At 41.4% G+C, this 14,686-nt stretch carries 14 protein-coding genes; 4 read left to right on the top strand and 10 right to left on the bottom strand.

All coding sequences use genetic code 11. The features are described 5' to 3' along the window. Positions 1-36: 36 nt before the first annotated feature. The 3 genes from QZ379_RS04640 to QZ379_RS04630 are packed head-to-tail and all read right to left on the bottom strand — an operon-like array spanning position 37 to position 1,200. Positions 37-222 (bottom strand): hypothetical protein, encoded by a 186-nt coding sequence (locus QZ379_RS04640; protein ID WP_291558833.1) that lies wholly within the window; start codon positions 220-222, stop codon positions 37-39. Positions 223-279: 57 nt separating this feature from the next. Beyond that, on the bottom strand, positions 280-408 hold the full coding sequence (locus QZ379_RS04635; protein ID WP_291558832.1) for a hypothetical protein: 129 nt from the start codon (positions 406-408) through the stop codon (positions 280-282). Positions 409-450: 42 nt separating this feature from the next. Then, on the bottom strand, positions 451-1,200 hold the full coding sequence (locus QZ379_RS04630) for a class I SAM-dependent methyltransferase (RefSeq protein ID WP_291558831.1): 750 nt from the start codon (positions 1,198-1,200) through the stop codon (positions 451-453). 335 nt (positions 1,201-1,535) lie between these two features. Between QZ379_RS04630 and aroC the strand changes: the two genes are divergently transcribed. The 4 genes from aroC to QZ379_RS04610 all read left to right on the top strand — a co-directional run bounded on the left by aroC (position 1,536) and on the right by QZ379_RS04610 (position 5,222). Then, the gene (aroC, locus tag QZ379_RS04625) at positions 1,536-2,615 is read left to right on the top strand and encodes a chorismate synthase (RefSeq protein ID WP_291558830.1); all 1,080 of its coding nucleotides are present in this window, start codon (positions 1,536-1,538) and stop codon (positions 2,613-2,615) included. Positions 2,616-2,617: 2 nt separating this feature from the next. Beyond that, the gene (locus tag QZ379_RS04620; RefSeq protein WP_291558829.1) at positions 2,618-3,985 is read left to right on the top strand and encodes a dipeptidase; all 1,368 of its coding nucleotides are present in this window, start codon (positions 2,618-2,620) and stop codon (positions 3,983-3,985) included. A gap of 362 nt (positions 3,986-4,347) precedes the next feature. After that, positions 4,348-4,626 carry a LysO family transporter gene (locus QZ379_RS04615; RefSeq protein WP_291558828.1) on the top strand — a complete coding sequence of 93 codons (279 nt, stop codon included), beginning with the start codon at positions 4,348-4,350 and terminating at the stop codon, positions 4,624-4,626. Further along, a complete protein-coding gene (locus tag QZ379_RS04610; RefSeq protein WP_291558827.1) occupies positions 4,623-5,222 on the top strand; it encodes a lysine exporter LysO family protein in 600 nt (199 codons plus the stop codon). The genes QZ379_RS04615 and QZ379_RS04610 overlap by 4 nt, the downstream gene beginning before the upstream one ends. Positions 5,223-5,319: 97 nt before the next feature. Here QZ379_RS04610 and QZ379_RS04605 read toward each other — a convergent pair whose 3' ends face one another. The 7 genes from QZ379_RS04605 to QZ379_RS04575 all read right to left on the bottom strand — a co-directional run bounded on the left by QZ379_RS04605 (position 5,320) and on the right by QZ379_RS04575 (position 14,637). After that, positions 5,320-7,356, bottom strand: a complete 2,037-nt coding sequence (locus QZ379_RS04605; RefSeq protein WP_291558824.1) for a M13 family metallopeptidase — start codon at positions 7,354-7,356, stop codon at positions 5,320-5,322. 63 nt (positions 7,357-7,419) lie between these two features. After that, positions 7,420-9,363 (bottom strand): ABC-F family ATP-binding cassette domain-containing protein, encoded by a 1,944-nt coding sequence (locus tag QZ379_RS04600; RefSeq protein ID WP_291558822.1) that lies wholly within the window; start codon positions 9,361-9,363, stop codon positions 7,420-7,422. 367 nt (positions 9,364-9,730) lie between these two features. After that, entirely contained in the window at positions 9,731-11,002 is a 1,272-nt protein-coding gene (locus tag QZ379_RS04595; protein WP_291558820.1) for an adenylosuccinate synthase, read from the bottom strand. A gap of 26 nt (positions 11,003-11,028) precedes the next feature. Next, positions 11,029-11,487 (bottom strand): Fur family transcriptional regulator, encoded by a 459-nt coding sequence (locus QZ379_RS04590; protein ID WP_291558817.1) that lies wholly within the window; start codon positions 11,485-11,487, stop codon positions 11,029-11,031. A gap of 53 nt (positions 11,488-11,540) precedes the next feature. After that, a complete protein-coding gene (locus QZ379_RS04585) occupies positions 11,541-12,212 on the bottom strand; it encodes a DNA alkylation repair protein (RefSeq protein ID WP_291558815.1) in 672 nt (223 codons plus the stop codon). A 9-nt stretch (positions 12,213-12,221) separates the two neighbouring features. After that, on the bottom strand, positions 12,222-14,186 hold the full coding sequence (locus tag QZ379_RS04580) for a dihydrofolate reductase (protein WP_291558813.1): 1,965 nt from the start codon (positions 14,184-14,186) through the stop codon (positions 12,222-12,224). Then, a complete protein-coding gene (locus QZ379_RS04575) occupies positions 14,173-14,637 on the bottom strand; it encodes an AraC family transcriptional regulator (protein ID WP_291558811.1) in 465 nt (154 codons plus the stop codon). The genes QZ379_RS04580 and QZ379_RS04575 overlap by 14 nt, the downstream gene beginning before the upstream one ends. Positions 14,638-14,686 lie beyond the last annotated feature (49 nt).

Here is a 14,686-nt window from a genome sequence, read left to right as displayed (position 1 = left end):
TTTACAAAATATCCATTAATAACACGAGAATCGAAATTATTTGCGGAAATTAGGAATAATAAAAAGAGGATTCTTTTTTAATATAACATGAAGAACTTCTTCTGAAATGTAGGTTTCTGTATTGAAATAGTTATCGCTGCCATATTGGTTTTCTTCCAAATTACCTGTATGTAACACCAATGCCATATTCTCCAACGACTCTACGTCCCGGATATTTTCCATCGAGGGCATCCCTTTCGTACAGTCAATTACCAACCTCGAAATCTTATATTCAGACTTTTACGGCACCGTAGTATAACAATCCAAATGAGTACCTACGTGCCCTCTTGCTCCTATTTTATCAGCCTGAGTATCAGCCCATATGACTGCCGGAGAATTTTCATTTAAAGTAACATGCAATTTCTTCATATATATTTTTTTCTTATAAATACATTTATTACAGATGCCGTCTTACAACTTCTGGGCTATATAGAAGCCATAGCTGTAATAGTCCTTATATTTTTTGTAGAAATCAACTTCCTGTATATCCCTTTCAACAATCATTTTAGCTGTTTCATCATCACCAAACTTCTCTAAAAAGCCCTTGTGACTTTCCAAAAGAGGAATATAATAGTTGTCAAGCCAGCAATCCTCGGAAAGTATAAAATGACCAAGAACCTTATATCCTGCCTCTTCAAGAACTCTTATTTTACCGGCAACTGTATCAATCTCAGAATACTCACCGTTCCAGAAATCCTCCAGTTCTTTTGGACGACTGTTGGTTATCCATGATAACTCTGAAACAGCCAGTATTCCACCCGGTTTAATAAAATCTTTCCAATAATTAATACCTTTCCTGAAACCTATATTGTAAACAGCACCCTCGGACCAAATAATGTCAAACTCTTCTTTATCAAAAGGAAGACTGTCCATTGACGCCTCCAATGTCTTGATTTGAGCTGACATATTTTCTTCCTTACAGCAACTTTCCAGATTTTCAAGGAATTCACCAAACAAATCCACTGCTATAATTTCTCCTTTAAGTTTTTCAGCCAATACAACAGTCTGTCCTCCTGTTCCGCAACCGATATCAGCTATTTTATAGGATTTATCTGTATCTACTTTAGCCAGTCTGAGCGCAAGACTTACGAATTCTTCACTACCAGGCCCTTGCCTTTTATTATTACGATGCAGATGCATCATCAATTCCATTTCATCCATGTTCTCTTTTTTACTCTTTAATTTTTATACCCAATTAGATATTTCAATAGAAGCAAATATATGCTTTTATCATCCAAACACCCAGACATTTCGAGTAAAAAATGAATTATTTGTCAAATCCGGTCAGATTTTGAGTTTTTTTTGTACTTTTACGTGTCTTATTATTGGAATAGCTAAAACTGACAAAAAACTGCCTGTGAATTTTTATATTGACAAATACATGCATACATTTCTTGGTGCTGACTATAGTCAGCACCAAAATTCGCCCGGTCATTTCAGCTATAAGACCGGCAAACAACAAACCATTAATACATAAATATAAAAAACAAAATACAATGTACAACAATACTTTTGGAAATATATTCCGTCTGACAAGCTTCGGCGAATCGCACGGTAAAGGCATAGGAGGAGTGATTGACGGCTTCCCTGCCGGAATATATATAGATATGGATTTCATCCAGAAAGAACTTGACAGAAGAAAACCCGGACAGTCTGCCATTACAACGGCACGCAAGGAGTCTGACCGGGTGGAATTTCTTTCGGGTATATACGATGGAATTTCTACAGGATGCCCTATAGGCTTCGTGGTATGGAACACCAACCAGCATTCAGGCGACTATGACAATATGAAGGATGTTTTCCGCCCCTCGCATGCCGATTTCACATACACTCAGAAATACGGACTGCGCGACCATCGCGGAGGGGGACGTTCGTCGGCACGCGAAACCATCTCACGTGTAGTAGCCGGAGCATTGGCTAAGATAGCCCTGAAACAACTTGGAGTGGAAATAACCGCATACACATCGCAGGTCGGCGGGCTGAAACTCGACAAAGATTATACGGCATATGATTTGAGCGAGATTGAAAAGAACCAGGTAAGATGTCCCGACCCGGCTATGGCACAGACTATGGCAGACCTAATTTTCAAGACTAAGGGAGAAGGCGACACCATAGGAGGAACTGTGGACTGCGTAATAAAGGGATGCCCTATCGGACTCGGTCAACCGGCTTTCGGAAAGCTCCACGCAGCACTCGGAAATGCAATGCTTACCATCAATGCAGCCAAAGGATTCGAATACGGACAGGGATTCGGCAGCATGGATATGAAAGGCAGCCGGCAGAACGATATTTTCTATAACAACAACGGCAAGATAGCTTTCCGCACAAACCGTTCCGGAGGTATTCAGGGCGGTATAAGCAACGGACAAGATATATACTTCAAAGTAGCATTCAAGCCGGTTGCTACAGTACTCATGGAACAGCCTACAGTGGATAAGGACGGTAACGAAACAATACTCAAGGCCAAAGGAAGACATGATCCGTGTGTACTCCCGAGGGCAGTACCTATAGTGGAAGCTATGGCAGCCATGACCATACTCGATTATTATCTGTTAAACAAAACAACAACTCTATAACCATGGAAATAAAGAAATATATAGAAGAAAACGAACAGCGTTTCATCGACGAGCTTTTCAGCCTGATACGCATAACGAGCATCAGCGCCCTGCCGCAGCACAAGGAAGACATGTTAGCTTGTGCCGAAAGATGGAGACAGCTACTCATCGAAGCCGGTGCAGACGAGGCTATAATCATGCCTTCGCAGGGCAACCCTCTGGTTTATGCTGAAAAGAGAGTTAATCCGGACGCTCCTACCGTATTGATATACTCCCACTACGACGTTATGCCGGCCGAACCGCTCGAACTATGGAAAAGCAATCCGTTTGAGCCGGAAATCAGAGACGGACATATCTGGGCAAGAGGTGCCGACGATGATAAAGGTCAGGCAATGATACAGGCTAAAGCATTCGAATATATGGTACGCGAAGGACTTCTGAAACATAACGTAAAATTCATCTTCGAAGGAGAAGAAGAAATAGGTTCTCCAAGTCTGAATGCCTTCCTGCAAGAACACAAGGAGCTGCTCAAAGCAGATGTTATCCTCGTATCGGACACAAGTATGCTTGGCAAAGACCTTCCGTCGCTCACCACCGGCCTGCGCGGACTGGCTTACTGGGGAATCGAGGTTACAGGTCCTAACCGTGACCTTCACTCCGGACACTTCGGTGGTGCAGTGGCAAACCCTATCAACACCCTGTGCAGCATGATAGACAAGATAACCGATGCCGACGGACGAATCACCATCCCTCATTTCTACGACGATGTAGAAGAAGTACCGGCAGAAGAACGCAGCATGATAGCAAGCATCCCGTTCGATGAAGGAAAATACATGGAAGCCATTGGAGTGAAAGCACTGAAAGGAGAAAAAGGCTATTCAACACTGGAACGTAACAGCTGCCGTCCTTCGTTCGACGTGTGCGGAATATGGGGTGGATATACAGGTAATGGTTCAAAGACCGTACTCCCGTCTAAAGCATACGCCAAGGTATCCTGCCGACTTGTACCTCACCAGAACCATGAAAAGATTTCCAGACTCTTTGTGGATTATATCAACGAAATAGCTCCCGAATACGTTCAGGTAAAGGTAACTCCTATGCACGGTGGCGAAGGCTACGTCTGCCCTATCACCCTTCCTGCATATAAGGCTGCCGAAAAGGGATTTGAGAAAGCATTCGGAAAGAAACCATTGGCAGTGCGCCGCGGAGGAAGTATTCCTATCATAAGCGATTTCGAACAGATACTTGGAATAAAGACAGTACTGATGGGATTCGGACTTGAAAGCAACGCCATACATTCTCCTAACGAAAACTTTCCACTCGACATTTTCCGCAAGGGAATAGAAGCCGTAGTTGAGTTCCATAAGGAATATGACAATATTCAGGACTGATATTACAGACAGAATAATACATTCATTAAGGTCGGATTTTCAGACAAAGTCCGGCCTTTATTGTTTCTCCTGCACACACGTCACGTACGGACATAAAAAAAGGAGTACCGCTGGACTCCAACCTTCATTAACCTTAAATCTAATACTATGAAAAACACGATGCAAAGGTAAGGACTTTATTGTAATCTGCAAACTTTATCACGAAAATCGCATGTTTTATAACATGATTTACGGTGGATATATTTTTGTTAACCAAACGCACAGATTTTATACGTCGTTATGTTATAAATCTTTATGTCCATATAGCTATCTGAAATAATATATCTATTTTTGCACCTCGTATCAAAAGGCAATAAAATAATATGTTTACAGTAATATCACTTATGTTTGCCGGAATAATTACCGGATATATCATAAAAAGAAAAATATACTTTATCAATAAAGTTATTACAGTGCTCATCTGGCTGTTGCTTTTCATTCTTGGAGTTGAAGTAGGAAGTAACAGACAGATAATAGAAGGTATTGCAACTCTTGGAATGGAAGCAATCATTATCACAATAGCTGCTGTAACAGGGAGCTGTACGGCGGCATGGATATTATGGCATTATCTGTACAAATCGAAAAAGGAGGTGAAAAAATGAAAGGCAGCCTAATCATTATAGGATTCTTCGTCTTGGGATGTTTGTCCGGACTGTCCGACATAACTTTCAACATAACGAAAACTGACATAAGTTTCTATGCGCTATGTGCTTTGATGTTCAGTGTAGGTATAAGCATCGGGAATGACCCTCAGACTATTAAAAATTTCAGGGCTTTAAATCCGCGTCTGATATTTCTCCCAGTAATGACAATATTGGGTACACTCGCAGGTACCGCATTGGCAAGTCTCATACTTCCTCATAGGAGTCTGACAGAATGTATGGCAGTTGGTAGCGGATTTGGATATTACTCGCTGTCAAGTATATTTATAACAGAATACAAAGGAGCCGAATTAGGCACAATAGCTTTATTGTCAAATATCACCAGAGAAATCATAACCCTGCTGGCAGCGCCTCTACTCGTCAGATGGTTTGGCAACCTTGCACCTATTTCGTCAGGAGGAGCTACAACTATGGACACCACCCTGCCTATCATAACAAGATACAGCGGGCAGGAGTTTGTCGTAGTATCCATATTCCATGGTTTCGTAGTGGATTTCAGCGTACCTTTCTTAGTGACTTTCTTCTGCTCTATATGATAATTAAACAGCGATTAAATACCATATAACCAAACATGCCCTGTAAACGGCCGTCCGTCTACAGGGCATGTTGCTATATCTGTTCAGGTAAATATTATTACCAAACTCTACAACGGTTTTCAGGTGCAAGATACATTGAATCTTTTTCAGTTATACCGAATGCTTCATACCATGCGTCAACATGTGGAAGAGCACCGTTTACACGCCATTCTCCAAGTGAATGAGGGTCTGACTTAGTACGAGAACGGATTTCCTCTTCACGGATATTACCTGCCCAAAGTGTGGCATATGCAATGAAGAAACGCTGGTCAGCAGTAAATCCGTCTTCTTCAGGAAGAGGGTTGTTCTTTGTTGCGTTCTTGAATGCAAGATAAGAAACATTCAAACCTCCGTGGTCTGCTATGTTTTCACCCAAAGTCAACTGTCCGTTAGCTTTCAATCCCGGAAGAACTTCTATATTGTTGAAGAAGTCAACCATTACTTTTGTACGTTCGTTGAAACGGTCGCCGTCACCTTCAGCCCACCAGTCTTTCAGGTTACCGTCCTTGTCGTACTGACGTCCCTGGTCATCGAATCCGTGTGTCATTTCATGACCTATTACCACACCGATAGCTCCATAGTTGAAAGCATCGTCTGCATTCATATCGAAGAACGGATACTGAAGAATTGCGGCTGGGAAACAGATTTCGTTAGTCTGAGGATTGTAATATGCATTTACAGTCTGAGGACTCATCAACCATTCATCCTTGTCAACAGGTTTTCCGATACGGCTGAACATATCTTTTGTACCCCACTGTGCAGCACGGCATACATTTGCCCAGTATGAATCTTTCTCTATATTGAGGTCAGAATAGTCTTTCCATTTGTCAGGATAACCTACTTTTACATGGAATGTAGAAAGTTTCTCCATAGCTCTCACCTTAGTGCTGTCGCTCATCCATTCCTGTGCCTGTATACGTTCGCCAAGAGCAGACTGAAGATTCTTAACCAATGCCACCATACGTTCTTTTGCTGCAGCAGGGAAATATTTCTCTACATACATCTGACCTACTATCTCGCCCAACATTCCGTTTACGGCATTAACTGCACGTTTCCAACGTGGCTGGTTTGCCTGACGGCCAGACAATACTTTACCGTAGAAATCAAATCTTGCAGCTACGAAATCATCGCTCAGATAGTTTGCTGCAGCATCAAGAAGATTATACTGCAAATATGAGATATGACGTGAAAGCGGCAAAGTATTGATAAGTTTTTCCACTTCCTTGATAGGCTCAATCTGCTCTACATTAAGTTCTGTCACACCTTCTACCCCCAAAGCCTTGAGATAAGCATCCCAATCTATTCCAGGGAAAATTTTCTTCAGTTCATCGTATGACATTTTATGATAGTTGGCTTCCGGATTACGACGTTCAACCGCACTGTAAGAAGCCTTAGCAATAGCTGTTTCAATCTCCATCACATCAGCCATTTTCTGTTTAGCCTCATCTTCTGAGAAACCAGCCAATGTGAAAAGCTTGGTGATATAAAGTTTATACTGTTCACGGATAGCGGTTGTACTTTCGTCTGTATCAAGATAGTACTCCTTTTCGCCAAGGTTAATACCACCCTGGGCAATCTGGAAGATATTCAAAGTACTGTTCTTAGGGTCACCGTAAACATAATTGCTGAAATATGTACCTATACCGTTGTTGAACATTTCAGCCTTAACCTGCATAATCTGGTTCTTGTCAGATATTGCAGCTATTCTGTCAAGCATAGGTTTGATTGGAGCTATACCGTCTGCATTAAGCTTTACGCTGTCCATTGCCAGATTATACAAATCTCCGATTTTCTGTCCCTGGCTTCCAGCCTGATTTTCCTTTGAAGCAAATCCTTCAATCATTTCCTTCAACTGCTTCTGGTTGTCTTCCATCAGCATTTCGAATGCTCCATAGCGTGAGTATTCAGCTGTAAGCGGATGTGAATCATTAAAACCGCCACACGCGAAACGGAAGAAATCATTTCCCGGAACTGCTGTTGTGTCAAGGTTGGCAAGGTTTATTCCTGTGCTCACCTTTGCTTCCTTCTGGCCTGCACATCCGGACAGTGCGGCTACAGCCAATGCTGCAAAAGCAATACAATGTTTAGTTTTCATAAATTAATATTTAGTTTGTGAGTTTATAAGTTTCTAAGTTTTTTAGTTTGTGAGTTTTCAAGCTTATGAGTTGAGTTCTTCCAGTTCTATCTGAATCATCTCCCATTCCTCTTCTATCTGAGAGATCTGGTTTTTCAGTTCCTGATGCTGCTCATAGAGTTTCATGTCGGACGCTCCTTCAGGAGTTGCCATCTTTTCTTCCAGTTGAGATATTTGAGTTTCTATTTTGGATATCCTGTCCTCACAGTCGGCTGCCTGTTTCTCTAATTTCTTGATTTTCTTGTTCAGTTCCTTCTGGGTCTCGTAAGAAAGCTTACTTTCCGACTGTGCCGGCTGTTGCACATCTTTTTTCTGCGACGAAGCTGTGGGCGACTGCGACAGATGCAATTCATTCAGACTTTCCATTTTCTTTTTCTGAAGAAAGTCGTATATACCTCCGATATGCTCCTTGACTACTCCACCGCCAAACTCATATACCTTGGTTACAAGTCCGTCGAGGAACTCACGGTCGTGTGATACAACAATCACAGTTCCGTCAAACTCTTTGACAGCTTCTTTCAACACATCTTTGGAACGCATATCAAGATGGTTGGTAGGCTCGTCCAATATAAGGAAGTTTACCGGTTCAAGAAGAAGTTTTATCATTGCCAGACGGCTGCGTTCTCCTCCTGAAAGGACTTTTACCTTCTTGTCAGAAGCCTCACCACCGAACATGAACGCTCCAAGTATATCGCGTATCTTCAGACGGATATCACCTTTTGCAACACGGTCAATAGTATCGAATACAGTTACATTCTCATCAAGAAGCTGCGCCTGATTCTGTGCGAAATATCCTATCTGCACATTATGTCCTATCACAAGTTTTCCTTCGTACGGAATCTGGTCCATGATACATTTGACCAGTGTAGACTTACCCTCACCGTTCTTACCTACGAAGGCGACCTTCTCACCTCTGTTTATTGTAAGCGTAACATCGTGGAACACCACATGGTCACCGTATGCTTTCTTTACATTCTCGCATATCACCGGATAGTTTCCCGAACGCATTGCCGGTGGAAATTTCAGTCGCAAAGAAGAAGTATCTTCATCGTCTATCTCTATAGGAACAATCTTTTCAAGCTGCTTTATACGGCTCTGCACCTGAACGGCCTTTGTAGCCTTGTATCTGAAACGTTCGATAAACCCTTCAGTGTCCTTTATTTCCTTCTGTTGGTTTTCGTATGCGCGGAGCTGCTGTTCGCGGCGTTCCTTGCGTAACACAACAAATTCATCATACGGAACCTTATAATCGTATATATGTCCGCATGAAATTTCTATAGTTCTGTTAGTGACATTATTGATGAAAGCACGGTCGTGACTGACGAGTACCACAGCTCCAGGACTCATCTTCAGGAAGTTTTCAAGCCACTGGATACTCTCTATGTCAAGGTGGTTTGTCGGCTCGTCAAGCAAAAGGACATCAGGACGACGCAACAACAGTTTGGCAAGTTCAATACGCATTCTCCATCCACCGCTGAATTCGGATGTAGGTCTGTCAAAATCGCTTCTTGAGAATCCCAATCCGGTAAGAGTACGTTCTATCTCTGCCTTATAGTTTGTCCCACCCATCATCATGAACCTCTCGTTCTCATGAGTGAAGCGGTCTATAAGTTCGTGATAACTTTCAGAATCGTAGTCTGTCCTGTCGGCAAGTTCCTGATTCATTTTAGAGATACTGTCCTGCAATTCAAAGATATGCTCGAAGGCCATTTCAGCCTCAGCCATAACAGTCCTGGTATCACTCAATATCATAACCTGAGGCAGATACCCTATTGTAACTCCACGCTGAACCGCGACTACACCATCAGTGGGCGACTGTAATCCGGCAAGAATCTTTAGCATAGTAGACTTACCTGCACCATTCTTACCAACAAGCGCTATACGGTCCTTCTTATTTATCACATACGATACATCCTCAAACAGAGGAGTCACCCCAAACTCAACTTTTAATCCTTCTACTGAAATCATTCTCTACATATTGATTTACAAAGTGTCGGCAAAGTTAGTATTTTTACGTTAAACAGGAATTATCGGTTAACAAGATTTTATAATGGAAACAAAAAATAAGAGACGCTCTCAATCACAGAGAACGCCTCCCAACTGAAGGATTAAATTTAAGAGAGAGATAGTAATTAATAATTTGTTTCCAAATATATGTATTTAAATCAACAAATGCAACAAATAAAAGAAATTTTCTTTCAAAATAAAACCAAAACTCTAATAATAGCAAATATTTATTCAGTAAATAACCAATATGCTTACGAATAAACAAAAGCTGCTGATTTCCATATCATAAATGGAAACCAGCAGCCAAATAAATTATAATCCTGTCTGATTATTCTTCAGTATATCTTTCGATAGTCTGTGCGCGGTCAGGACCTACAGAAACAATCTTGATAGGAGTACCAAGCTGTTCTTCGAGGAATGAGATGTAAGCATTGAATTCTTCAGGGAATTCATCTTCGCTTGTCATCTTAGTCATATCAGTCTTCCATCCCGGCATTTCAACATATACAGGTTCTACACCTTCGTTGATATCATATGGGAAGTAATCAATCTCCTCACCGTTTACTTTGTATGCCACACAAGCCTTGATAGTTTCAAATCCGTCGAGGACATCACTCTTCATAAGGATAAGCTGAGTAACACCGTTAATCATGATAGAGTAACGCAAAGCTACAAGGTCAACCCATCCGCAACGACGTTCACGACCTGTAACAGCTCCATATTCATGACCAAGGTCACGGATTTTCTTTCCTGTTTCATCGAACAATTCCGTTGGGAAAGGACCTGAACCAACACGTGTACAGTAAGCCTTCATGATACCATAAACTTCACCTATTTTGTTAGGGCCAAGTCCGAGACCTGTACAAGCACCGGCACAAATAGTATTAGAAGATGTTACGAACGGATAAGAACCGAAGTCAACGTCAAGCATTGTTCCCTGAGCACCTTCACAAAGAACACTCTTACCTTCTTTAAGAAGATTGTTTATTTCATGCTCGCTGTCCACAAGGTTGAACTGACGCAGATATTCGATACCTTCCATCCACTGTTTTTCCAGTTCAGTGATATCATATTCATAGTTCAATCCTTTCAGGGTCTGTTCGTGACGAGCTTTTGCAGCAGCATATTTAGCTTCAAAATTATTCAATATGTCACCTACGCGCAAACCGTTACGGCTAATCTTGTCTGTATATGTAGGACCGATACCCTTACCTGTAGTTCCAACCTTAGATGCACCTTTTGCAGCTTCATATGCAGCATCAAGAATACGGTGTGTAGGCAATATCAGATGTGCTTTCTTAGAAATGTGCAAACGTTCCTTCAAAGGATGTCCGCTTGCCTCAAGAGCCTCAGCCTCTGCCTTGAACAATGCCGGGTCAAGCACTACACCATTACCGATAATATTTACTTTATCACCCTGGAAAATTCCTGACGGAATAGAACGGAGAACATATTTCTGTCCTTCGAATTCCAAAGTATGGCCTGCGTTAGGACCACCCTGAAAACGCGCAACTACATCATAACGTGGAGTCAAAACATCGACAACTTTACCTTTTCCTTCGTCGCCCCACTGTAAACCTAACAAGACATCTACTTTCATGATTCTTATATTTAATAATAGTTCTTTTATTTATTCTTTTTTCGTTTGGCCACGCACTTACTGCATAAACCGTATATATATAATGAATAATGCGTAGCCTGGAAACCTTTAAGCCTGCTTTGTACTATGGCATGCTTCAGGTTCTCATCCTCAAATTCAGAAACCTTGCCACACATGGTACATATCATGTGATGATGCGTTTCATTGTTGTATGACCTTTCATATTGTGATGTATTTCCGAATTGATGTTTGATTACCAGACCGGCATCTATCAGGAGAATAATGGTATTATACAAGGTAGCACGGCTGACACGGAATTTTTCCTTTTCCTCCATATATTGCAGCAGACTTTCTATATTGAAATGTCCCTTGATGGAATATATGGAATCAAGTATAGCATACCGTTCGGGCGTCTTCCGATGTCCGTTCTTCTGGAGGTACTCTGTTAGTACCTGTTTTACCGTATCTTTTATCTTGTCTGCCATTAAAAAATATCTTCAGCCGTCAAAGTTAATATATTTTACTCAATCCAGGAAAACTAAATGCAATATTCTATATCATATTTTATTTCGTCGATATAAAGCTTCAGTTCCGGACCGGCAGATTTGCTTAAAAGTCCAAGCTGTCTGCTTACCATTTTTGCATTCTCTTTAGACTGTGCAGAGAACTTCTTCAGAGCAGTGGACGCAGCCTTTTTTATCATAGGCTCACCACCTTCTATTTCTGTAAACGCCTGATCCAGAAATTCAGCCTCAGCACGCTCATTCAGTTTCATTCCCTTCATAAGCAGACGTGTCATGAGCATATATCCGCAGAACCGGAAATACACACGTTCATCAGCAATCCATCTGAAAACCACTTCGGAAGTATAATCTACATTCTGTAGCAGGTTCATTACAGTATATTCAGCCAGTTCAGGATATTTCATATCTTCAATCCATATCTCGGCTATTTCCTTACAGAAAAAATCAGCAGGCTGAAGCAATGTAGCCATAATCTTGCATTCACGGATGTTTTCCTTCCAAAGAGCCTGAGCCAAATCATGATTTTTCTCATATCCTGCTGCAATCTCTTTTATACGGGAATATTCAATACCGAAATTCAGTTTATAATCCATGCCCTTTTCACGCATACTCTGCGAAATGACACCGTTCATATACAAACGGAATTTCGATTTTATGTCTTTTATCGTTTCTTGTACGTCGTTCATGTTATTAAATCAAAGATTAGAATAGTCACGACTGTAACGAAGCATCTGTTCAGTATAACCTTCGCTATAGTCAATTTTTACGTCTGTAATATTATTGTAGTTATCAGTCACTACACTATATACAGGATTTACGAATCCCTTGTACGGTGCAAGGTTGAGAGCCTTGTATCTTTCAAGAATCTCAGCATGCAATGCAGGATTAACCTTAACGGCATATTTCTCTACAAGTTCGCGTGCAGCTTCATAATCACCCTCACTCTTTATCCTTTGGATTTCGGCAAGCAGTCTGCCGAAAAGAGAACGTAATTTCTCATAATCATTTATCACGACATAAGTTTTGCCGTCCCTTTTCACCAATTCCGCCACACCGTCTGCAGCTCCGTGTTCCAAAGCCCAAGCAGCAATAAGCTGACGGTTACGCATATGCGATTCCTCAATGCAACATCCCGGTTCTATGCGGACAAGCTGCGTCAGCAATCCGTTCATCATATATGAATAGTATTCAGCCTTGTATGCCTCACCGTCCGGAGTAAGTCCAAGTTCAACCATCTTTTCATCCTGTATATAATAAAGTCCGAACAAATCGGCACGTGCCTCCTCTATTGTAGCCCCATATGCCTTAAGAGCATCAGGGTCCACACCCGGAAGAAGTTTTCCTGAACCATGTCCAAGACACTCATGCAGGTCAGTATGAAGGTCGCCTGTAATATCAGCATACTTGTCAAGAAGCTGCTTTTCATACTCGCCATATACAAATTCATCTCTGAACCCGTTACCTTTAGCGGCTTTGTTGTATGCATCAGTCAGATTACCTATTGTAACAGATTTTGAGCCATGCACACTGCGAATCCAGTTCGAGTTAGGAAGATTGATACCTATAGCACTGGCAGGATAAAGGTCACCGGCCAATATCGCAGCTGTAATGACTTTTGCAGAAACACCCTTTACCTCGGCCTTTTTAAACTGAGGAGAAACAGGCGAATTATCTTCAAACCACTGTGCATTACCGCTCAGCACCTCAGTGCGGTGTGTAGCCTCCAAATCCTTAAAGTTCACTATAGACTCCCAGCTCGCTTTCATTCCGAGAGGGTCGCCATAGCTTTCTATAAACCCATTCACAAAGTCAATATGCGACTCCGTATCCTTCAGCCAGCAAATGGAATAATCGTCAAATATTTTCAAATCACCGGTACGGTAAAACTCTATAAGCAGACGTATAACCTCTTTCTGATGGTCATTTTCAGCCACATCCAAGGCCTTTTCCAACCAATAGACTATCTTACTGATAGCCTTTCCATATTCACCGTCGAGTTTCCATACCACCTCGGTTATTTCGCCGTCCTTTTTTTCCAGACGGCTGTTCATGCCATACATTACCGGAGTTTCATCTTCAGGAGATTTCATAGCCGAATAGAAATCCTCAGCCTCCTGTTGTGTCACACCCACATAATAATTTGACACCGATGTAAGCAGCAAATCCTCTCCATCCGCCTGATTAACACGCTTAGGCATTATCTGAGGGTCGAAAATAACCGGGAACAGCTTATTGCATAATCCAGCCACAGTTTCACCTTCCGACAATGGCAACTGCGACTTATCCAGTCTCATTACGGCATTACGAAGAAAGTCCACAGTAAAACCCGGAATAAATTTATCTGTAGAATAATGATGATGTATTCCGCTTGAGAACCATACCCTCTTAAGATACACTTCAAGAGCCTGAAATTCCGTATCATTACGATCTCCATCGTAACATGAATAAACAGCTTCAAGCATACGACGTATTTTCAGATTATATTTTCCGTTCTGGTCGAACAGAATGTCACGTCCGTGCAACGCAGCCTCCGAAAGGTAATATATCAGCTCTTTCTGCTTTAAAGTCAAAGAGTCAAAACCATGTACCCTATATCTCAAGATCTGCAGGTCGGCAAATTTATCTACAGAATAGCTAAAATTATCTTCAGATGTTTTCATGATTTTTTCTGTATTCATTAGGAGTAATACCTACTATTCTATAGAAAGCCGCATAAAAAGACTGACGGTTTGCAAAACCCGACATAGCACTTATTTCCTCTATATTCTTTCCGGCATAGCGTTTGTCCGCCAACATATGTTTTGCATCCCTGATTCTATATTCATTGAGCAGGCACGAGAAATTCATTTTGAATTTCGAATTGACTACGGCAGAAAGATATCTTGTATTTGTCTTAAGCAGCTTGGCCAAATCGTTAGCCGAAAAATTCGGCTGTTTATATTTTTTCCGGGTAACGACCAATTCATAAATCTTATCGTAAAGTTCGTCTGCCAACTCCGTCCTTATCAGGTCCCTGTAAGGTGCAGACTTTATTTTCTTTTCTCTAAGATTATATGGCATCTTTACCTGTCCTTTGTTTTCATTATCAATTACTTCATGATTATTTTCCATTTGTGCTGATTCGTTTTAGTCTTCATTTACTATTTTTACAACACAAATT

It is taken from the genome of Bacteroides sp. (assembly GCF_019417265.1).
In the GTDB taxonomy this organism is placed as follows: domain Bacteria; phylum Bacteroidota; class Bacteroidia; order Bacteroidales; family Bacteroidaceae; genus Phocaeicola.
The sequence above is the reverse complement of the archived record's forward strand: the minus strand, read 5'-3'. Positions and strand labels throughout refer to the sequence as shown.